Annotated in this window: 13 protein-coding genes and 1 tRNA gene; 6 read left to right on the forward strand and 8 right to left on the reverse strand. The window is 39.3% G+C overall.

All coding sequences use genetic code 11. The features are described 5' to 3' along the window. Nucleotides 1–15 precede the first annotated feature (15 nt). From ABVM50_RS03420 to ABVM50_RS03430, 3 genes are all read right to left on the reverse strand, one after another. Nucleotides 16–1,488 (reverse strand): RagB/SusD family nutrient uptake outer membrane protein, encoded by a 1,473-nt coding sequence (locus tag ABVM50_RS03420; protein ID WP_405199970.1) that lies wholly within the window; start codon nt 1,486–1,488, stop codon nt 16–18. A 4-nt stretch (nt 1,489–1,492) separates the two neighbouring features. Further along, nucleotides 1,493–4,513, reverse strand: coding sequence for a SusC/RagA family TonB-linked outer membrane protein (locus ABVM50_RS03425; RefSeq protein ID WP_405199971.1), 3,021 nt, complete (start codon nt 4,511–4,513; stop codon nt 1,493–1,495). A gap of 240 nt (nt 4,514–4,753) precedes the next feature. Next, nucleotides 4,754–7,543: a triple tyrosine motif-containing protein gene (locus ABVM50_RS03430; RefSeq protein WP_405199972.1), complete on the reverse strand. Its 2,790-nt coding sequence runs from the start codon at nt 7,541–7,543 to the stop codon at nt 4,754–4,756. Nucleotides 7,544–7,742: 199 nt separating this feature from the next. On the opposite strand from ABVM50_RS03430, the gene ABVM50_RS03435 reads away from it, so the two are divergent. Next, nucleotides 7,743–11,357, forward strand: a complete 3,615-nt coding sequence (locus tag ABVM50_RS03435) for a metallophosphatase (protein ID WP_405199973.1) — start codon at nt 7,743–7,745, stop codon at nt 11,355–11,357. Between the two features lie 48 nt (nt 11,358–11,405). On the opposite strand, the gene ABVM50_RS03440 is transcribed toward ABVM50_RS03435, so the two are convergent. The 3 genes from ABVM50_RS03440 to ABVM50_RS03450 all read right to left on the reverse strand — a co-directional run bounded on the left by ABVM50_RS03440 (nt 11,406) and on the right by ABVM50_RS03450 (nt 12,830). Continuing rightward, nucleotides 11,406–12,071 carry a haloacid dehalogenase type II gene (locus tag ABVM50_RS03440; protein ID WP_405199974.1) on the reverse strand — a complete coding sequence of 222 codons (666 nt, stop codon included), beginning with the start codon at nt 12,069–12,071 and terminating at the stop codon, nt 11,406–11,408. Between the two features lie 76 nt (nt 12,072–12,147). Then, on the reverse strand, nt 12,148–12,375 hold the full coding sequence (locus ABVM50_RS03445; protein ID WP_405199975.1) for a hypothetical protein: 228 nt from the start codon (nt 12,373–12,375) through the stop codon (nt 12,148–12,150). A 383-nt stretch (nt 12,376–12,758) separates the two neighbouring features. Continuing rightward, a tRNA-Arg gene (locus ABVM50_RS03450) sits at nt 12,759–12,830 on the reverse strand. A 97-nt stretch (nt 12,831–12,927) separates the two neighbouring features. On the opposite strand from ABVM50_RS03450, the gene ABVM50_RS03455 reads away from it, so the two are divergent. Genes ABVM50_RS03455 through ABVM50_RS03465 form a run of 3 tightly spaced genes read left to right on the forward strand, consistent with a single transcriptional unit; the run spans nt 12,928 to nt 15,480 of the window. Then, a complete protein-coding gene (locus tag ABVM50_RS03455; protein ID WP_405199976.1) occupies nt 12,928–13,911 on the forward strand; it encodes a DUF1028 domain-containing protein in 984 nt (327 codons plus the stop codon). A gap of 21 nt (nt 13,912–13,932) precedes the next feature. Then, nucleotides 13,933–14,280 (forward strand): hypothetical protein, encoded by a 348-nt coding sequence (locus tag ABVM50_RS03460; RefSeq protein ID WP_405199977.1) that lies wholly within the window; start codon nt 13,933–13,935, stop codon nt 14,278–14,280. A 45-nt stretch (nt 14,281–14,325) separates the two neighbouring features. Beyond that, a complete protein-coding gene (locus tag ABVM50_RS03465; RefSeq protein ID WP_405199978.1) occupies nt 14,326–15,480 on the forward strand; it encodes a DUF3095 family protein in 1,155 nt (384 codons plus the stop codon). Nucleotides 15,481–15,504: 24 nt separating this feature from the next. On the opposite strand, the gene ABVM50_RS03470 is transcribed toward ABVM50_RS03465, so the two are convergent. Continuing rightward, complete coding sequence (locus ABVM50_RS03470; RefSeq protein WP_405199979.1) at nt 15,505–17,061, reverse strand: M20/M25/M40 family metallo-hydrolase; 1,557 nt, start codon at nt 17,059–17,061, stop codon at nt 15,505–15,507. Nucleotides 17,062–17,202: 141 nt separating this feature from the next. On the opposite strand from ABVM50_RS03470, the gene ABVM50_RS03475 reads away from it, so the two are divergent. Then, on the forward strand, nt 17,203–19,572 hold the full coding sequence (locus ABVM50_RS03475; protein WP_405199980.1) for a prolyl oligopeptidase family serine peptidase: 2,370 nt from the start codon (nt 17,203–17,205) through the stop codon (nt 19,570–19,572). Further along, complete coding sequence (locus tag ABVM50_RS03480) at nt 19,569–20,801, forward strand: cysteine desulfurase-like protein (RefSeq protein WP_405199981.1); 1,233 nt, start codon at nt 19,569–19,571, stop codon at nt 20,799–20,801. The genes ABVM50_RS03475 and ABVM50_RS03480 overlap by 4 nt, the downstream gene beginning before the upstream one ends. On the opposite strand, the gene ABVM50_RS03485 is transcribed toward ABVM50_RS03480, so the two are convergent. Further along, entirely contained in the window at nt 20,798–21,325 is a 528-nt protein-coding gene (locus tag ABVM50_RS03485; RefSeq protein WP_405199982.1) for a hypothetical protein, read from the reverse strand. The genes ABVM50_RS03480 and ABVM50_RS03485 overlap by 4 nt on opposite strands. Nucleotides 21,326–21,403: the final 78 nt, after the last annotated feature.

The following is a 21,403-nucleotide window of genomic DNA, read 5'->3' on the forward strand; positions in this document are numbered from 1 at the left end:
TTTTAATGGTAGTTTTTAGTATCCTGGATTTTGCTCCCAATTGTTTCCTGCAAGCTCAATTTCGATAGCTGGGATAGGGAATAATTCGTGTTTTCCTGTAACGAAACCGTCGATTTCATCTGCTGCTCTTCCTGTTCTTACCAGGTCGAAGAAACGATGTCCTTCTCCTACAAGTTCCAGTCTGCGATCTTCATAAATCTGATTTAGCAGATTATTTCCAGAAAAGGATACATCTTCCAGTCCGGCTCTATCTCTTACTCTGTTCAAATAAGTTCTTGCACGATCTTCATTTCCAGATTTAAAATTAGCTTCCGAAGCCATTAGTAGTACATCTGCGAAACGAATTGCGCGGTAGTTATTTGGGTTTGTAAGGTTTTGATCACCAGTATTTAAATCACCAGCTCTTGCGATATATTTTCTATTATAATATCCAGTATGCTCATATCCTATAGCATAGCTTGCTCCAGTTGCAGCAGCATGTGCCTCGATATCAAGAATAGCTACGTCTTTACGAATATCATCGTCTGAAAACTCGTCAACTACTTCTTGTACGGGAACATTGAAACTAAATCCAGAATCAAATACAGCATTATCTGGGTTTGGATAAGAAATGTTTCTTACACCATTAAATCCAACAGCCACATTTCCTTCTGAACATTGAAGACATCCAAAACCGGCACCTTCTTCATCTGAATACTGAACTTCAAAAATTGACTCCGCATTGTTTTCACCTTCTGGCTCAAATATGAAGTTATAATCCTGCACTAACGAGTATGGTCCACTAATAACAGGTTCGAAAGCAGTAGCTGCTTCAGCAAATTTATTCTGAAATAAATAGGCTTTACCAAGCAAAGCCTGAGCTGCTCCTGAAGTTACACGACCTTTTACGCTTTGTACAGCCGGAAGGTTTGCCGCAGCGAACATTAGATCCTGCTCGATCTGAGCATAAACTTCAGCTCTTGGAGTTCTAGGAATATCGAATTGTTCTCCAAACTGGATTCTGTTATCTACCGCTAACGGCACATCTCCAAACCATTTTACAAGTTCGAAATAATAATAAGCTCTTAAAAATCTTGCCTGAGCAATGATTTCAGTTTTACCTTCAAAATCTAAAGCATCCTGAAATTCCAGTACATAGTTTGCACGATTTACACCGGCGAACATCCAGCTCCAGATATCTCTTAATTGTTGATTTACAGGAGTATGCTCCATATTGTCAATTTCCTGAATTCCAGGAGTATCGTTCGCACTCTCACCACCCGCAAGGGTATTATCTGAAGCGATCTCGCCCAGCATCACATTAAGGTAAGTAGATTGAAGCAGGTCATAAGCTCCAACCAATGCAAGGTCATAATCTTCGGGTGTATTAAAGAAATCCTCAGAATTTTCATCCTGGCTGTCTACATCCACGAAGTCATCACTACATCCAGATAGCGCCAGAAAAGCAAAGGCGAGTATCCAATTGATTGTATATAATTTCGTTCTCATCTAATTAAAATTTCATATTAATTCCTAACATATAAATTCTTGGTACTGGATAGAATCCCTGGTCTATTCCACCACCAATTGGAGCTCCATTAGAAGCTGAAGGATCATACCCGCTGTATTCCGTAAGCGTAAACGCATTATTTACTGAAGCGTATACTCTAAATTTTTCTACACCAGTATTTGCGATAAGATCTGAATCCAGTGTATATCCAACCTGTACGTTCTGTAATCTCAGGTAAGACCCATCTTCTACGAAGAAATCTGAAAACTGGTTGTTGCTGGTAGCACCAACGGTCACTCTTGGGAAGCTATCTGTCGTTCCTGGTCCAGTCCATCTACCTAAGAAAGCATTAGTTCTATTCGTATTTGGCTGATTTCTTTCAAAGTTTCTTACGATCTCATTTCCGAGGGAAGCAAAAGCATATGCGTTAAAATCCCAGTTCTTGAAGGTGAACCCAATATTTGCACCCATGGTAAGGTCTGGAATTGGATCTCCAATATCTGTTCTATCATCACTATCAATAACTCCATCACCGTTTTGATCTACAAAACGAATATCTCCTGGTGCAGCGTTTGCCTGCGTTGCAGCAGCATCAACTTCAGCTTGCGTCTGGAAAATTCCATTGGTTTCTAGTCCGTAGAAATACCCAATTGGTTTTCCTGGCTCCATTCTGGATGGTGGTTCCTGTCCTATTCCAAAAACACCTCCGGGAATGAATCCGCTTTCACTGTTTACGTAAAGCACTTCATTTCTAAGAGCTGTAAGGTTATAATTCACATTGAACTTGAAATTATCATTTACAACCTGATTGTATCCAACAGAGAATTCAAGTCCTTCGTTTTCAACTCCACCACCATTTACAAAGGGTGCAGAAGATCCAGGAGCAGCAACTCCTAAAATTCCTGATACCTGCGGAATTACAAGAAGATCTTCGGTTTTCTTTTTAAAGTAGTCGATAGTAACATCAACACTGGAATTAAAGAACCTGGCATCAAGTCCAATATCAAGTGTCTTCTGTTTTTCCCATTTAATTTCAGGGTTTCCTAAAGCTCCACTTGCTTTTCCGAAGATAATCTCATCATCAAATACATACGCACCTTCACCATTTAGTAAAGAGACATATCTAAAAGCATCAATTCTATCGTTTCCAATGATCCCGTAACTACCTCTTAACTTTAAGAAGTTTAAAGCGCCGTTGTCATTTATAAAATCTTCGTCTGAAATTACCCAACCTACAGAAGCAGAAGGGAACCATCCAAATTTGTTTTCAGGACCAAAAGCAGTCGAACCATCACGTCTTATTAAACCAGAAAATAGATATTTTCCCTCATAGTCATATTGAACACGTGTGAAGTACGACAATAATCGAGTATCGAAAGTATCTCCACCATTCTGATAGTTATCTACAACTTCCGCAGCATTTGAAACTCTAGCTGAGCCATATTCATTAGATGGAAGTTCAAATCCTGTTAAAGAAGCAAGATCTCCGGTAGTTTTAAAAACAGACATACCCAATAACCACTTAAGATTATGATCACCAAAGCTGTCATTATAGGTTAAGAAGTTATCCCAGGTATAATCTCTGTAGATCTCAAAGTTCTCGGTAACATTGTTACGGTCTACGTTGAAAACCTTTCCAGACCCGTAGAAAACCTCTGGAGAGAAATATCTCCCATCAACTTCTGAATAATTGAACTGGAATTGAGTTTTCGCAGTTAGCTTATCCCAGATAGTATATTCCAGTCCACCAACACCACTAATTTTATCTACTCGTGTATCATTGAAAGAATCATTGATCTGGGCGAGTGGATTGATCACTTCATTTCCGAGACCTTCAGCAAGAGAGAAATTTCCATCTGCATCACGTACAGGGATATTTGGATTCATGTTCACCGCATTAAAAAGTACAGACCCAAGGGCATTTTCAGCTAAAGTCTTACGGTTACTATTGGTATAAATCCCTGATAAGTTAAGTTTCAGGTTATCTATAATTTCCAGATTATAGTTTACACGTCCTGTAAAACGATCGTAATTGGATTTACTTCCACCCACAATACCATCCTGGTTGAAATAGGAAGCTCCGAAGGAATACTTTGATCGATCTCCACCACCAGAAATATTCAGGTTCATATCAGACATTGGTGCTGTTGTGAACACCTCATCCTGATAATCTGTTCCTTCTCCAAGGTTTCTATAATTTGGATAAGGAGGATTCTGACCATCTGCTGCGTAAGCTTCGTTAACTATCACCGCATATTCGGTTGCATTCAAAGCAGGTAATCTTCGTGTAGTCTGTTGAACACCTGTATAAGCATCAAACTCTACCTGAAGATCTGCATTATAAGAACCCGTTTTAGTAGTAATAAGAATTACCCCGTTTGCAGCTCTAACCCCGTATATACCAGCAGTTGCATCTTTCAATACATTAATGCTTTCAATATCGTTAGGGTTAATAACACTAAGATCTTCGATCACGTTACCATCTACAAGGATAAGAGGACGGTTATCACCATTGGTACTTATACCCCTAATGTTAATAGTGGATGCGCTTCCTGGAGAACCTGAAGTAGAGGTGATGTTCACCCCTGCTACTCTACCCTGTAAGGCTTGTTCCACACGTGCCGGGTTCAAATCCTCTATGGTTTCTGAACCTACTACGCTTACAGCACCGGTTATTTCCTTTCTTGACTGAGTACCATACCCAATCACTACTACTTCATTTAATGCTTCTGAATCTGTTTGAAGCGTTACATTGATCGTTTGTTGATCATTCACTGTAATTTCCTGGGTCTGAAAACCTAAATAACTGAACTGAAGTACATCTCCAGAGGAGATATTCTGCACCGTATAATTTCCGTCAAAATCTGTAGTAGTACCTCTTGACTCATTTTTTACGATAACATTTACTCCCAGTAAAGGCATTTTGTTCTCATCGGTGATGGTTCCGCTAACCGAAAACGATTGCGCGTAAGCACCGAAAAACCCGCTTAGAAATACAATCAAAAGACAGGTAAATTTCCTCATGTGTTTTAAAATTAAATTTGCTTTTACAATATATTAACATGAAGTGTGTAGAGAGGATTTTCAACCTTTACAAAATATCTACAATTACAGATCTATCAATTTTTAGCGGCTTGAATTAAGGAATTCGCAATAAGGATAGGCATTGGATGCCATATTCAAGAGCCCTCGCCAAAGTGTTAAACTTTAGTAATTTAGCAGAATGTAGAGGTGATGTAGAGTTATTTTCTACAGTTGTAAAGGTTATAGAGAGAGAATGTACTCGGTTAAATTCGTTTCGCGATCAAGATTCATCTTTTTACGCAAACGATATCGTTTAATTTCTACACTTTTTACCGAAATATTTAGCAGAGGGGCAATTTCTTTAGAGCTAAGATTCAGTCTTAAATATGCACATAGTTTGAGATCATTAGAAGTGAGCTCAGGATGTTGAGATTTGATCTTTTTGAAGAAGTCTTTATCGGCATTGCTAAAAGCTTTCTTGAAGAATTTCCAGTTGTCTTCTTCACTAATATCCTTATCGATAGTTTGTATCACCGATTGAACCTTTCCGGTTTTTTCGTACTCCTTCAGTTGATCCTTGATCTTGGTTAGAAACTCATTCTTCTTGATTAGGCTCATGGTCGTTACCGCCAGTTCCCGGTTTTTACCTGTCATCTCCTGTTCCAGTTTCTCATTTTGCAACTTAATGATCTCCTTTTCGGCCTCCAGGTTCTTCAGTTTAAGCGCGCGTTCGTTCTCTGCCAGATATTTGCGGTGATGTCTTCTGTTCATTAAATGAACCGCATAAAGGATGAGAAGAAAGATCAGCACATATAAAATGACAGCGAGAGTACTTAAATAAAAAGGTCTTTCAACAGTAAAAGATAGGCTTGCAGGTTCAGTTTCAGAATTACCAACCCGGGCTTTAACCTCAAAAATATAATCCCCGAAATTCAGATTTTCGTAAGACACTTCATGTTCTTCCCTCCATGTACTCCAGTTTGAAGATAGACCAACGAGACGGTAACTGTATTTGGTATTGGTATATTTCTTAAAGACCGGCGCGCTAAACTGAAATTTCAGGTTATTACGCTGGAATGGAAGCTCTATCTCTTCCGAAGAATTTAAAGAAACTCCGAGTGAATCTATAGAGCTTGCGGTAATTCGATCAATGCTTATCTCGAAATCTGCAAAATTTGAGTCTGCAGCTGAATCATCAAAACTTACATAACCATTGGCAACTCCAAGTAAATACCTGTCATTATTTAATTTGGTAATATTCTCATATCCTACCGCGATATTCCTATAGTCCTGGTCAATAAAAATATAGTCAAGTTGATAATCCTTGCCAATTCCTTCAGGTTCTATAGAAAAAATTCCTTCTTCGGAAAAACCCCAAAGAACATCATCTTCCTCGACGATCATTCTACCGGAAACTCTTTCCACATCGCTTACCAGAAGGTTTAAAGAATTGTCCGGATCGAATCGATTTTCAACCTGATCAAATTTGTAGATATTGGTTAGGCTACTATAATACAGACTATCATTAAACTGAAATACTCCGGAAGTTATTCCAGATTCCTCGTCAAATTTGTAGTTCGTGGTTTTGGAAGCAGCGCTCAGAGAATCGTTAATCTGAAGATTAAAAACTCCCTTATGCTCGTTACCTATCCAGATACTGAGATCCTTAGCAACCACAATACTTTTGGAGGAATGTGGAAAATTATTCAGCATGGGCAGATCTTCAAACCCTGAATCCTGCTTCCGTAGAAAACTGATTCCATTATAATGTCCCTGTATGTAGAGATCCTGTTTATATTTCTTAACGATCCAGGTACCAAGACGTTCACTGATCTTTGTTGCAGTGGCTCCTTCCACCAGGAAAGTCCCACTATTATGCCCACAAAACAGGTTCCCTTCAATTTCGTTTAGAAACCAGACCTGTCCATTCGTTCCCGGAATCAGCTGAAATTCTTCGGAACCATCCAATTTAACATACAATCCCTGGTTTGTGCCCAGGTATAACAAATTGTTCCTTTCATAGGAATCGTAGACAGAGCCAACTTTTCCCCGGTTATCCTGAAAGGATCTGAAGCTAGATCCCAGATCAATCACACTAATTCCATGATCAAGCCCTGCCCATACATTCCCAGACTGATCAAGGTGCAGATCCAGGGTTGTATTATTTTGCAGAATATTATTCTGATCAAATCTACCAATGATCTTACCATCCCGATCGATTTCGAGCACACCACTTCCTACAGTTCCAAGGACTAGATTACCATTGTCAAGATCCAGTGCGTCGAGCGCATTTGGCTTTCCAATGCTTTCACTAAGCTGTATATTAAACTGCTCAAGCTCACCCGCGCGAATTTTATAAAATTCAGAATTACCGGTAATAATAGACAGACCATCATCAGCCAGATCGTATAAATGCATGATCGCAATATCTCCTAATTGCTCTCCGGTTATGATTTGTCTAGGCTGACCTTTTTCAAATTTATACAATCCATCACCAGCAAGCTGAAAATAAAGCTCATCTTCAAAATTGAACATATTGGAAACGGGTTTCCCGCCTGGGTTAGCCATTTTCGCAATCTCATTTCGTTCAAGATCGTAGAGGTAAATGCCCGCGAAACTTCTAAAAACAACCTGTCCATCTATATATTCAACGTCCCAGAATTGTTCACCATCACTAAGATTAGGGAATTTTGAAATTAGACTTTCAAAAACCAGCTCTCCGTTATCTGTTGGAGTCCAGTATCCAGCTTCCATATAAGCTCCTGTGAAAATCTTGCCTTCTACGACTTTTACAGATCGAACTATAGATTTATTGGGAACCGGGTACAATCTCCAGCGCTCGCCATTATATTCAAGCAGACCCGTGCTATTTGCAAAATACAGATTCTTGTTATCAGCCTGTGAAATCATCCAGTTCTGATTTCCTGCGGAATAATCATTAGGGCTAAAATTGGTAACCGGCGGGAGTTCCTGTCCATATGCTGACAGATTACCGAAGGCCAGTCCGCTAACAATAAGCAGGAATAGCATTATTGAATGCTGGATCTCAAAGACATTAAATTTAAACTGAAGCCTGGACAATTGCAGATGTACCTTAATTAGTAAAAATTTTAGGAGTGGTTGTTAAAGTATTATAAAGAGCTATGACATCCTAAATTAATTGAATTTTTTTGAAGGTTATTAGCAGAATACTACTACTATACTGAATTCAATCAAACTCCTACCTTCAATGAGCATAATTACTAAACTAACCCTACAAACACAAGTCGGCAGCAAAACTTTATTTCTTGGAATGCTATTAGCATTTCTGGGAAATCTAACCGGATATTCTCAAACGAATTCTAAAGAAGTCGTGCATTCAGTTTATGTCACTTCCAATACGGGACTTCGTTCTAACGAAGATAATAAGCAGATACTCGATAAAATCGTAAAATCTTCCCAGGCGAATGAATCTAACAGCCTGATAATGGTTGGTAATATTGTACCAGAAGGCGGATTTCCAGATAAAGATAATGGACGTTCTAAGGTTGAAGAAGATCTAAAGAAAAATCTACTGGATGAGATTAAAGATTTCAACGGGAAAATAATTTACACTCCTGGATACAATGAATGGCAGGAAGACGCCCCAGATAATATAGATGACCTGGAATCATTTTTACAGGATACTCTAGAATCTGATTTCTGGCCAAATGATGGTTGCCCTATTGAGAGTGAAAGCCTTAGTGATGACGTGCAGCTTATAATGATAGATTCTCAATGGTATATTGAAAACTGGGATGATCACCCATATATCAACAATAAATGTGAAATCAAAACAAGGCTTCAATTTCTGGATGAATTTAATGATGAGTTAGAAGATAGCCAGAGAAAAACAGTTCTTGTTGCGGTTCATCATCCTGTGATGACACAAACCAAAATCGGATTTCTAGAGAAGATGTTGGGCCATGGGACTCAAACGAGTCGTAACCCGCAATTAAAAGAGTTGATGGGTAGCCTTGAAGCACTTGCCAGACAATATAATGATGTGATTTTCTTATCTGGAAAAGATAAAAACCTTCAATTCGTACAGGATGATGGGATCGAACAAATCATTACTGGTGTCACTAAAGAAATTGCGAAGGCAAGACCAGATAAGGAAGAAGGTGATTTTGTGAGTTATGAACTTGGTTATGCCAGGGTCAATATCTACAAGAATGGATCTTCAAACGTAGAATATTTCTCGGTATCCCCAGAAGGTGATAAGCAGATCTATAGCTACGAAATAGCCAGAGAACGACCAACATTAGACGAAGTAGAATGGCCAGACACCAAGTTAGGTAAAACTACTACTACCTCCGTTTACACAGCAGAGGAAACTGATAAAGACGGACTTTACAAAGCACTTTGGGGAGAACACTACAGATCTCTTTACAGCAAAAAATTTGAATTCCCTGTTCTTTATTTAGACACTATTCCCGGTAATATGAAAGTACTGGGTGCCGGAGGTGGACATCAATCAAGATCGCTTGGATTTATAGATGACGATGGTCATGAATATACCATGAGAGCTTTGAAGAAAAGTGCGCTTCAGTTTTTACAAACTACCGTGATCACAAATCATTACGTTGAAGATTATTTAGAAAACACGGTAGCTGAGCGATATGTACAGGATTTTTACACTACAGCTTTTCCTTACGGTACATTCCCGGCAGGAAAATTCATGGACGAACTAAATATCTTCCATCCGAATTCTGAACTTTACTATGTTCCGAAGCAGGAAGCACTAGGAGTTTATAATGAGGAATATGGTGACGAACTATATATGTTCGAAGCACATATTGGAGGAGAAAATAAAGATCTTCCAATATTTGATGGAGCTGAAGATATTCTAAACTCCTCAGATCTACTTCTTGAAATGCAGGAATCAAAAGAGGCTTATGTAGACGAAGAGATCTACATTAGAGCAAGGCTTCTCGATATGTTCCTGGGTGACTGGGATAGACATGAAGGACAATACGAATGGGCAGAATTCGAGGACGAAGAAGGCAAGAAAAGATATGTGCCTATCGCAAAGGACCGTGACCAGGTATTTTCGAAAACAGACGGTTTTATACTGTCTTTACTTCGCGTAGGTTTTCCCCAAATTAGAGCGATGGAACCTTTTACAGAAACTGTGAAAAGACCAAAATGGTTTAATCATGCTGGATATCCATTAGATAAAGCAGTAATTAGAGAAAATAACTGGAATACCTGGAAGGAACAGGCTGAATATCTTCAGAATACACTTACAGATGAAGTTATTCAGGAAGCTTTCGATGTTTTACCTGCAGATATAGCAGATGATGAATACGTAATGGACATCAAAAGCACTCTTGAGGTAAGAAGAGGGAACATGATGGAAATCGCACGTGAATACTACGACTACCTGGTGAAATTCGATATCTTCCTTGGAACCGAAGATGATGATGCATTCCTTATTACTCGTAAACCTGACGGAATTACGCAAATAGAGCTAACCAATGAAGATGGGAAAGTAGTTGCTCAAAAAACTTACGACAGTGACGAAACCAAAGAAGTTTGGATCTATGGACTTGATGGTGATGATGAATTTAAGATCGTAGGTGAAGGTTCTTCTCTAGTAAAACTAAAAGTTATAGGTGGCGAAGAGAATGATATCTACGACTTTCAGAATACAAAAAAGGCGAAACTTTACGATTACAAGAGTAAGGATAACACCATAAATCCTTCCGGCGCCAATAAAATGCTTGTAGATTCTTATGATATCAACAACTACGATCCTAAAAAGAGAAAAAGTAACCAATTCACCTTTTTCCCTAGTGCCGACTTTAATTCAGATCAGGGATTTAGTTTAGGGGTTAAAAATACCTTTACGACCTATGGTCTGGTTCGGAATCCCTTTACTTCTCAGCATAATCTTTCTGCAAACTACTATTTTGCAACCCAGGGATTTGATGTTGGTTACTATGGCGAGTTCGCAAACGTGTTCTACAAATGGAATTTAGGAGTAGATGCCTATTATTCGAGTCCGAATTTCGTGATCAATTACTTTGGAACAGGTAACGACACAGAGTACGATGACGACGATGTTTCAAGAGATTTCAACAGGGTGAAAATTGAGCAGTGGAGACTTGCACCTTCACTTATTTATAGAAAGAACAATAATGTATTCTTCAGTATTAAACCTATGATCGAATCCAAGCAGGTTTCTTACGATGCAAATAGGATTGTAGCCGAAACTTTTGATCAGGATAATGATGTTTTCGAAGAACAACTTTATGCTGGTGCAGAGGTGAATTACAATTATTATAATAAGGATAGAGCAGCATTTCCATCGCGAGGGATTGAAGTGGATCTAACCGCGGGTTATAAAAGTAATATTGATGAGTTTGATAACAAATTCGCTTACGTGAGACCAATGCTATCTTTAAATTACCCATTACACGAAAGTGGTTTCGCGGCTATTGCGACTAAAATAGGTGGTGAAGCAATCCTGGGAGATGAGTACGAATTCTATCATGCGGCGACACTTGGCGGTGGAAATAGAAATACGCTAAGAGGATACCGTAATGAACGTTTTAATGGTAAGTATGCATTCTATCAGAATATTGATATTCGAAGTGGAATCGCACAATTCAGAACTAATTTTATCCCGATTCGTATGGGAGCAAGCATTGGTTATGACTACGGTAGAGTTTGGGTTGATGAAGATGATAGTAATGAATGGCATTCTAACGTGGGTGGATCGATCTTTATCAACGCTTTCAAAGCCTTTACCGGAAATATAGGCTACTATGTTGGGGACGAAGGTGGTCGTTTGAACTTCACCGTGAACTTTGACTTCTAGTTCTCGATACTACAAATTTAAGCCACACCTCACAGTGTGGCTTTTTTATTATAAAGCTTTTGCCAGTTGTTCTATAGATTCTACCATTAGATCAGAATCTTTCGCCAGTCTAAATGGGAATTTCCCAGGCCTGCGTACGAAAGCTGTTTGCAATCCAGCCCTTCCTGCTCCGGTTATATCCCATCCATGAGCTGCAACCATCATACAATCGCTATTAGTTACTTCGGAAGCTTCTACAATGTATTTGTAGCTATCAAGATGAGGTTTATATTTCTTCACGTTCTCAACACTTTCAATATGATCGAAGAAATGATCAATTTCAGCAAACTCCAATTGTTTTTGAAGTACATCTGGCTTACCATTGCTGTAAGCTATCAGTTTGAACCCTGAACTTTTTAAGTCCTTTAAACCTGGTATCACATCTGGATACGCTTTAAAACCGGTAATGGGTTTCAAAGTTTCTTGCAATTCTTCTTCGGAAAGTTCTATATCATATTTTAGAGCGTTCATCCTCAATACCTCCTGGGCTATTTGGCTAAAGTTGTGATAGGAATCACTTACCGTTTCTACCAGGGAATACTGTAATAGTTCTGCAAACCAGATATCAGCTGCATATTCATTACCCAGGGTTTTATTGATTCTGTCCTTTAATGGAGCCAGATCAAGAAGAGTTTCGTTCACATCGAAGATGAGTACTTTGGGAGTTAAATTCATATTGTTTTTTACATAAAAATACGAATCTCAAACCCTAAAAGCATGAGCAGACACTTCTAAAGCCGAAGAAACTTTACTAATAAGGTACAGGCGGATTCAAAGGCGAAGTATTGCTTACCTGTTTTTTCTTAAAGTTCTCTTCTTGGAAAGTCTTATCAGAATCTGAACAGGTACTGGAAGTGATTAGAAATACGAGAAGACTTATGGCGATTAGAAATAGCGCTTTGGTTAGAATGGATAAATACCTGACCTGTTTGTCGATTTTAATTTCATCCTCAAGACTTGCAACTGTGGTTGGTTTCATAGTATGATACTATGTAGCAAGTAGGGTACTACTGGTTAATTATTAGATTCCAGTAAGGGTGAAATTCAGATTTCAATTTAAGGATCAATTTATTTATTTACAAGAATATATTTAGAATTTATGTATAAGATTTCAACGGGTAAAAAGTTCTATGATTCAAATGTTATAATTCCGAATCATTATCCAAATATTTAAAGATCAGATGGATATCCCCTTAACCGAAATATATGATCTTGAAAAGAACATGTAGGAACTCATTCGAACTTTAGCTAAACCATAGTAATATGCATTACATATTTCACTTATAAAAAACTAACTTAAATACTATATGCTAAATCTAAATAGTAAATATTATTTCTGACCATTTGTAAAAGCAGAAATTGTAGCCTCACCAGGAATCGAACCTGGATCTAAAGTTTAGGAAACTTCTATTCTATCCATTGAACTATGAGGCCGTTCAACGAATTTATAAAATCGGTATTGACTTCGCTACTACATAATTCTAAAATTTACAGTCTTATTCTATATCTTTAGACTTTAAGTTTTTTATGTATGAAAAAATTAGTTTTAGCTGTTTTCTGTTTATCGATATTCAGCACTCACGCACAGAATATTGGACACGAAAAAAGTGCTTTTGCGCATACATTTTCAATTGTTGCCAGAGATACTGTCACCGGTGAAATGGCTGTAGGCGTTCAAAGTCACTGGTTTTCGGTGGGCTCTATAGTTTCCTGGGGCAAATCTGGTGTTGGAGTGGTTGCTACTCAATCCTTTGTAAATCCGGCCTACGGTCCTCAGGGTCTTCAATTAATGGAAAATGGAATGCCTGCAGATATCGCGCTGGCTAAAATGGTAGATGAAGATGAAGGCCGTGCTTTCCGTCAGGTTGCTTTTCTGGATGTAAACGGTAACGTTTCTGCATATACTGGTGATAAATGCGTTCAGGCTGCGGAAGATATTCAGGGTAATAATTTTTCTGTACAGGCAAATATGATGTTGAATGAGAATGTAGTTCCTGCCATGGCAAATGCCTATGCTACGAATTCAGATCTTCCTTTAGCTGAAAGAGTGGTTGCTGTGATGCTGGCCGCGCAGGAAGCCGGTGGTGATATACGAGGAAAACAATCTGCCGCTCTTATTGTCGTAGGTCCTGATAAAACCGAAAAAAGCTGGGAAGATAAAAAGGTGGATCTTAGAGTGGATGATCACGAAACTCCAATCAAGGAACTTGGAAGATTGCTGAAAGTGCACCGTGCTTACGAGCATATGAATAAAGGAGACCTTGCTGTGGAAGCCAACGACATGGAAAAAGCACTTCAGGAATATGGTGCTGCAGAAAAAATGTTTCCTGAAAACCTGGAAATGAAATACTGGAAAGCTGTAGCGCTTGCCAATAGTGGGAGAATGGAAGAAGCAAGACCAATTTTCAAAAAAGTTTTTGCTGCAGATGAAAACTGGAAAGAAATGACCACAAGGTTGCCTGCATCAGGACTACTGAATATTTCAGAAGAAGAATTAGAGACCCTTACTAAATAAGATAGCCATATGATTAAATTGATGAAAATTAGTTTTTTAAGCCTTCTGTTCATAGCCTTCATCGCTTGTGAAGAGACTAAAAAAGAAGAAGAGAAAACTTCTGAAGAAAAAGAAACCGTAAGCACTGCGAATTCGATGAAAACGAATATGGAAGCAGATAGTGAGCTAAAATATAATCCTGCTCATGGCGTAGAAGGACATCGTTGTGAACTACCGGTAGGAGCTCCTCTTACAAGTGAAGGAAATACTCCGGCTCAACCTATGACCACAAGTCCTGTTAGAATGCAGAGCGCTACTCCAACGATTAATCCTCCACACGGGCAACCTGGGCATGACTGTTCAGTAGCTGTGGGTGCTGAACTCAATTAGTTCTAAAATCCGAAATTTTTACATATCCATTTCGACAGAAGTTCTATGATGGACAAGCATCGTAATTTCTATACCGAAGTCCCGATTAGTGATCTGGCTATTCATGAACTTTTTCGGGACAGAAGCAATTTTCAGGAGGTACCACCAACTTGGCATGTCCTGGTTGCAGATATTCGGGATTCTACCCAAGCAGTCAACGAAGGCAGGCATGAAGAAGTGAACCTGGTAGCTACCGGCTGTGTGATCGCAATACTGAACTTGTCCATTGCTGAAGGGATCACCGTTCCATTCTTCTTTGGAGGCGATGGAGCTACTTTTTTAATACCTGATAGTATAACTACCAAAGCTTTATCTGTTCTTGAAAAACACAACAGGAACGTTCAGAAAAATTTTGAATTTGAACTATCATTGGGAACTTATCCTGTTAAAGATCTTTACCGGGATGGGATCGAATTAAAAATAGCTCGCGTAAGTACTACAGAATCTCTGGTGATCCCGATTATCATGGGTCAGGGATTACTAATTGCTGAAAAGCTTATCAAAGAAAGACCTGAATCCCTGCAAATCGAAGAAGATCAAATTTCTCTGAATCTATCCGGGATGGATTGTAAATGGGACAAGATTAAACCACCATTGGAAAACCAGGAAGTTTTAAGCCTTCTTATAGCTGGATGCGGTGATGCTAACTACCCGGAAGTTTATTCAGATATTCTCGAAAAGCTCAACGAGATCTACGGTTCCACGCAACGCAGAAGACCAATCTCTACAGACAAGCTTAAAATGTCCACCAGTTTTGACCGTATTAGCAATGATGTAAAGGTTAAGTGGGGTGACAGTAATATTCCGGAGTTTCTAAAAGGAGTTTTGATTAGTCTGTTCGGAGAGTTTTATCTTAGAAACACCAATCTTGGAAAAACATACCTAAAACGTATGGTGGAATTATCTGATAATCTAAGCCTTGATGGCAGAATTAATACGGTAATCACCGGAAGCGCAGACCAAAGAAAAAAACTTTTTAAATACCTTGATAGTGTTGAAGCACAAGGTCTCATTAAATATGGTTTTCATATTAGTGAAGAAAGTATCATGTCCTGCTATGTTCGAAACATAAAGACAGATGAACATATCCACTTTATAGATGGTGGAAATGGAGGATATACAAAAGCGGCCAATGTGCTCAAAAAGAAATTGGCAAATTGACCGCTTTAGTAATTTTCTGATTTATTAATCTTCGTCCAGACCTCCTCTACGAGTTGCATCGCGTGGCTCTGGCCAAGTCATCTGCTCTCCGGTTCTTCTACTTTTTGGTAAGCTAATCTGTTCTCTGGATGTCTTTTCAGGATCTTCACTAGCCATGTAAGCAAGTACCGCTGTAAGGATCACATTATTTCTAACATCGTCGAAAACGATCTTATCGTAAGTATCCCTGTTGGTATGCCAGGTGTAATTCCAGTAATCCCAGCTCAATGAACTTAGGTTGAATGCTGGTGCTCCAGCCGCTACAAAGGATGCATAATCAGATCCTCCTCTTCCTGGAGATCCAGGGAAATTGGTTTCAATATGCGTAGTAACATTTTCTGGAACTTCGTACAACCATCGTCCTATATAGTCATATGCATGCAGGAATCCGTTTCCAGAAATATTTACTACCCTTCCAGTTCCGTTATCCTGATTAAATAAAGCCTGTGTATTTTCAACGATTTCCGGATGATCCTTCACAAAAGCTCTGGATCCATTCAATCCCTGTTCTTCACTACCCCAGTGTCCTACCAGAATCGTTCTTTTAGGATTTGGATACAACTTTTTAAGAATTCTCATCGCTTCCATCATTACGATAGTTCCTGTTCCATTATCAGTTGCACCAGTTGCGCCATCCCAGCTATCGAAGTGTGCTGAAAGAATCACATATTCTTCAGGCTTTTCTGAACCTTTGATCTCTGCAATTGTATTGAAAGTAGGAACTTCTCCCAGCTCCTGAGATTCAGCTACTACTTTTAATTCAGGTTTATCACCATATTCTGCAAGTCGGTATAGCATCCCATAATCCTCCAGTGAAATATCGATGGTTGGAATTTCTTCTGTATATGAAGAAAATACTTTATTTACTCCAAATCCTCGAGACCAGTAAGATGAAATGATCCCGGCTGCTCCTGCTTTTTCCAGTGCCTGAGGTAATTCTCTTCTGGATAATCCGCTAGCTGAAGTACGTTCTCTCCAAACTTCACTTAGACTATCACGATCTTTTTTCATTTTTTCGAATGACTCTTCTGTCGCCCATTCTTCCCAGTTATCATCTGGTCTTCCCGTAGGCTGTGGCATTGAGATCATTACGAATTTTCCTTTAACCGACTTCAATTTATTTACAAAGTCCATCGAGTCTTTTGCCGCCGGAAGGATAATTACTTCAGCCTGCACTCCTTTTTTGCCGGTAGATGGACTCCAGGCTAGCTGTCGTGCTTCAAGGCTTTGAATCCTTGGAGAGATAAGGTCTACATGTGTGATACCGCGCTCCCAGCCTTTCCATTTTCCCCATTCTTCATTTCTGGCATCAATATCCCAGCTCTTATATTTATTTACAGCCCAGTCGTTAGCCTGTTTCATTTGAGGCGTCCCAACAAGTCTTGGACCTACAACGTCCAGTAATTCATGCGCAAGATTTTCAAGTTCTGAATTGCCTTCTGCTTCTTTTACGATCTTCTCCACCATTTCCTGGGTGCTTTGCGCAAATGCAGCCGAAAAGGAGATAAAAAATAAAAAGGCTAAGGATAATTTTTTTGTCATAATGTAAAGATTGGTTGATGTTTTACAATATCGTTCTTTTTAGAACAATTGCTCTGAAATTAGACCGCAGTGGTACGAAAACGTTTAATGCGGAGTTAAAATTTGGCTATATTGGCCTTCCAAAATCGTAAATTCTCACCAATGCTTCAAAGATTCGCGTTTCTCGCCATCCTATGCCTCCCATTTTTACAGCTAAATGCCCAAACTTCAGAACTTAGTGTCCAGAAGATCATGCAGGATCCGCAATGGATGGGTAACTTTCCTGATAGAGTTCGCTGGGGAATTCATAGTGAAAATGTCTATTTTCAGTACAATCCTGAAGGGAATGCTGCAGACAGTCTTTATAAAATCACGATAGATGATCCTCAAAAGATCTTAAAGGTTTCTTCGGAAGAATCTAAAGCAATGATCCCAACCTACGGTAACTTCAGTAATGACCGAAAGAAAATGCTGTATACAGATGATGGAAAACTTATCATCTATGAGATGAGTGATCGATCCAAAAAGGAATTGATCAGTTTGCCCTTCAGAATAAGTGATCCTGAATTTTCAGCTTCAGAAGATGAAATCCTATTTCAGGCTGAAGACAATGCATTTATCTATCATCTCGAAGACGGAACTCTTCAGCAACTTACCAATATCCAATCTGGAACAAAAAAAGCTTCCGCAGATAAAAAATTAGACGAAAAGGATCAATGGCTTCAGGACGAGAATCTTGATCTTTTACAGGTTGTGAGAGAACGAAAAGAGAACAGGGAAGCCTCTGAAAAATACCGTGAATCCACCAGCGATCCTGAAGAATTCACTTTTTACCTGGACAACAAGAACATGAGCAATTTCGTGATCTCGCCAAATGCTAAATACGCTGCATTCAGCCTTATCGACCGGGAAAGCGGAAAGAACACGGGTGTTCCTAATTATGTAGATGAAAGTGGGTATACCGAAGATCTTTCTGCCAGAAGCAAGGTTGGAGATCTTAAATATTCCGCAGAACTGGCACTTTATCAAATTGAAAAGGATACCGTTCTAGAGTTTGATTTCAGCAGTCTACCAGGAATTTCAAAACTACCTGATTATACTTCAGACTATCCTGAAAAAGAATGGAAAGAAGAGCCGCGCCCGGTAATTCCATCTTCCATGAAATTTAGTCCTGAAGGAGACAAAGCTGTAGTAAACATACGTTCTACAGATAATAAGGACCGCTGGATCGTAGCTGTGGATCTTGAAACCGGAACATTTGAAACGCTCGATCATCAACGTGATGAAGCATGGCTCGCGGGACCGGGAATTGGTTATACTTATTACGGTTATGAAACTATGGGATGGTTGCCAGACAATAAGCATATCTATTTTCAAACGGAAGAATCAGGTTATTCTCATTTAGTGATCCTGAATACGAAAACAGGAAAAAAGAAAGATCTTACTCCCGGGAATTATGAAGTTTTTGATCCCATAATCTCAAATGATGAGAAGCACTGGTATTTCACTTCTTCAAAAGTTCATGCCGGGGAAAGACATTTTTATAAAATGCCTATAATGGGCGGTAACATGGTGCAACTTACTTCCATGACCGGGAATAACGATGTTCGGTTATCTCCAGATGAATCGCAGATGGCGATCACCTATTCCTATATGAACAAACCGGAAGAACTATTTCTAAAAGAAACCTCAACGACTGCTGAAACGATCCAGGTAACCGATGGCAGATCTGAAACCTTTAAAGCTTATGATTGGCGTGAACCTCAACTTATTCAATTTACAGCGCAGGATGGAGCGAAAGTTCCAGCCAGACTATACCTTCCTAAAGAGGATGTGAAAAATGATGCCGCAATCGTATTTGTTCATGGTGCTGGTTATTTGCAAAATGCTCACAAATGGTGGTCAAGTTATTTTCGCGAGTACATGTTCCATAACCTTTTAACTGATCTTGGTTACACCGTGATCGATATCGATTATCGTGGTAGCGCCGGTTATGGAAGGGATTGGAGAACTGGTATTTACAGGCATATGGGCGGAAAAGACCTTAGTGACCAGGTAGATGGCGTGAATTACCTTATAGAAGAATATGATATCAATCCTGAAAAAGTGGGTATTTACGGTGGTAGTTACGGCGGATTTATCACCTTGATGGCTTTATTTACTGAAGCCGATTCTTTCCAGGCAGGAGCTGCTTTAAGGTCTGTAACAGACTGGGCGCACTACAACCATGGCTACACCAGCAATATTCTTAACGAACCTTCCCAGGATCCAATCGCCTACAAGCGCTCTTCACCTATTTATTTTGCTGAAGGCCTTGAAGGTGATTTATTGATCGCTCATGGAATGGTAGATGTAAACGTGCATTTTCAGGATGTGGTTAGATTAAGTCAGCGTTTGATTGAATTAGGTAAAGAGAACTGGGAGCTTGCCGTTTATCCAGTAGAAGATCACGGATTCGTGGAGCCTAGTAGCTGGACAGATGAATACCGGAGAATACTGGAATTATTTAATGAAAACTTATTGAAAGAATGATAGATATCAAATTTGTAAGAGAACAATTTCCTGCTCTTGAACGGGATTTCGTTTTTATGGATAATGCCGGAGGATCACAGGTTTTAAAGCAAGTTACTAACAAGATCACAGATTATCTGCTTCATTCCAATGTACAACTTGGTGCTTCTTACGCTGTTTCCCAGGAAGCCGGAGACAGACTAAAAGCTTCTACGGAAGTTGTTTCCGAGCTTATCAATGCTTCCAGACCTGAGGAGATCGTGATTGGTTCGAGTACGACCATGCTTATGCGAATTCTTAGCCTGAGCATTAGTAAGAACTGGGAAAAGGGAGATGAGATCATTGTGACCAATACAGACCATGAGGCAAATGTTTCTCCATGGACAGATCTTGAAAAGTCTGGCTTCAAGTTTAAAATATGGCATGTAAATCCAGAATCTCTGGAACTTGATATAAAAGATCTTGAAAATTTATTGACAGAAAAGACGAGACTAGTTGCCGTTACTCATGCTTCCAATGTGCTGGGAACGATCAATCCTGTTAAGCAATATGCTGAGATAGTACATAAAGCAGGTGCTTTGATCTGTGTAGACGGTGTTGCCTATGCACCGCATAGAAAAGTGGACGTGCAGGAGCTGGATGCCGACTTCTATACCTTTAGCTGGTACAAGACCTATGGACCACACCTGGCCATGATGTATGGTAAATATGATTTGCTGAAAGAGCTGGAAAGTATCAACCATTATTTTATAGACAAAGATGCTGTTCCATATAAACTGCAACCCGGAAATTTCAATTTCGAACTTACTTATGCGGTTTCCGGAATTACCGATTATTATGCTGAATTGCACGATCATCATTTCGACGGAAAAGATCTTCAGTTCAAGGAAAAATTGAATAAAACCTACGAGCTTATTTCTGCCCATGAAGAGAAGCTGGCCACAAGACTTCTGGATTATTTAAATTCAATTTCAGAAATTAAGATCATTGGACAACCCAGTCCTGCTGCTGAAAAAAGAGTGCCTACTATTTCATTTGTGCACAACAACTTCCGAAGTAATGAAATTGTAGAAGCAGTAGATCCATATAATATTGGAATAAGGTTTGGCGATTTCTACGCTAAAAAATTAATTCAGGACCTTCAGCTGGAAGATAAGAACGGCGTGGTAAGAGTGAGCCTGGTTCACTATAATACGCTGGAAGAAGTTGATAAACTAATAGAAGTTTTTAAAACGATCTTTAAGTCTTAACGATAATTTCCGAAGACACGATTAAAAGGTATTTTGAATCCCAGTAAAATGGAGTTTCTGCGCACCTGATCACGTACTACCTCCAGTACTTCTGCCTGCGCGGAGATTTCAAATGTAAATTGGTTACGAACCCGGTAGGAAACAGATAATTTCGCCGGGATCGTGATCACCCGAATGTCTTCCTCCAGCACATTCCCGTAATCTGGAGCATTTTGAATAAAAGAAGCTCCAATTCCCGCCCCAAGAAGTAGATTTTCGATCTGGTTAAAGGGATCGAAATTAACATAGGGCATAAATGTCAACGAATTGTAATGTTCATTATCGCTAAGATCTGAAGCCGAAGTTCGCTGCCAGTATAGCTCGGCTCCAAAACCTGCTTTAGGCAAAAGGTAATAGATCGCGTAGATTCCCACCGCATAGTTAGGCTCAAAACCTGAATTGGTAAAGCTGTCGCTCTCCCCACTGTCAAAAACATTCTGAGAAAGATATAAGGAGGTATGGGCATAGCTAATGCTTGGACCCACCTCAAAATCCCGGTATCTCTAGCTGAATGACTCAACCGTGATAAATAGCAGAACTATTACTAAAAGTTTTTTCACCTA

Source organism: Christiangramia sp. LLG6405-1, from assembly GCF_045055805.1.
GTDB lineage: Bacteria > Bacteroidota > Bacteroidia > Flavobacteriales > Flavobacteriaceae > Christiangramia.

Excerpts from the sequence above, each read along its gene's own strand:
- ABVM50_RS03445 (WP_405199975.1), bottom strand. The coding sequence starts at position 12,375 with ATGAAACCAACCACAGTTGCAAGTCTTGAGGATGAAATTAAAATCGAC.
- ABVM50_RS03430 (WP_405199972.1), bottom strand. The coding sequence starts at position 7,543 with ATGCTATTCCTGCTTATTGTTAGCGGACTGGCCTTCGGTAATCTGTCA.
- ABVM50_RS03420 (WP_405199970.1), bottom strand. The coding sequence starts at position 1,488 with ATGAGAACGAAATTATATACAATCAATTGGATACTCGCCTTTGCTTTT.
- ABVM50_RS03425 (WP_405199971.1), bottom strand. The coding sequence starts at position 4,513 with ATGAGGAAATTTACCTGTCTTTTGATTGTATTTCTAAGCGGGTTTTTC.
- ABVM50_RS03440 (WP_405199974.1), bottom strand. The coding sequence starts at position 12,071 with ATGAATTTAACTCCCAAAGTACTCATCTTCGATGTGAACGAAACTCTT.
- ABVM50_RS03435 (WP_405199973.1), top strand. The coding sequence starts at position 7,743 with ATGAGCATAATTACTAAACTAACCCTACAAACACAAGTCGGCAGCAAA.
- ABVM50_RS03460 (WP_405199977.1), top strand. The coding sequence starts at position 13,933 with ATGAAAATTAGTTTTTTAAGCCTTCTGTTCATAGCCTTCATCGCTTGT.
- ABVM50_RS03475 (WP_405199980.1), top strand. The coding sequence starts at position 17,203 with ATGCTTCAAAGATTCGCGTTTCTCGCCATCCTATGCCTCCCATTTTTA.
- ABVM50_RS03455 (WP_405199976.1), top strand. The coding sequence starts at position 12,928 with ATGAAAAAATTAGTTTTAGCTGTTTTCTGTTTATCGATATTCAGCACT.
- ABVM50_RS03465 (WP_405199978.1), top strand. The coding sequence starts at position 14,326 with ATGATGGACAAGCATCGTAATTTCTATACCGAAGTCCCGATTAGTGAT.
- ABVM50_RS03480 (WP_405199981.1), top strand. The coding sequence starts at position 19,569 with ATGATAGATATCAAATTTGTAAGAGAACAATTTCCTGCTCTTGAACGG.
- ABVM50_RS03470 (WP_405199979.1), bottom strand. The coding sequence starts at position 17,061 with ATGACAAAAAAATTATCCTTAGCCTTTTTATTTTTTATCTCCTTTTCG.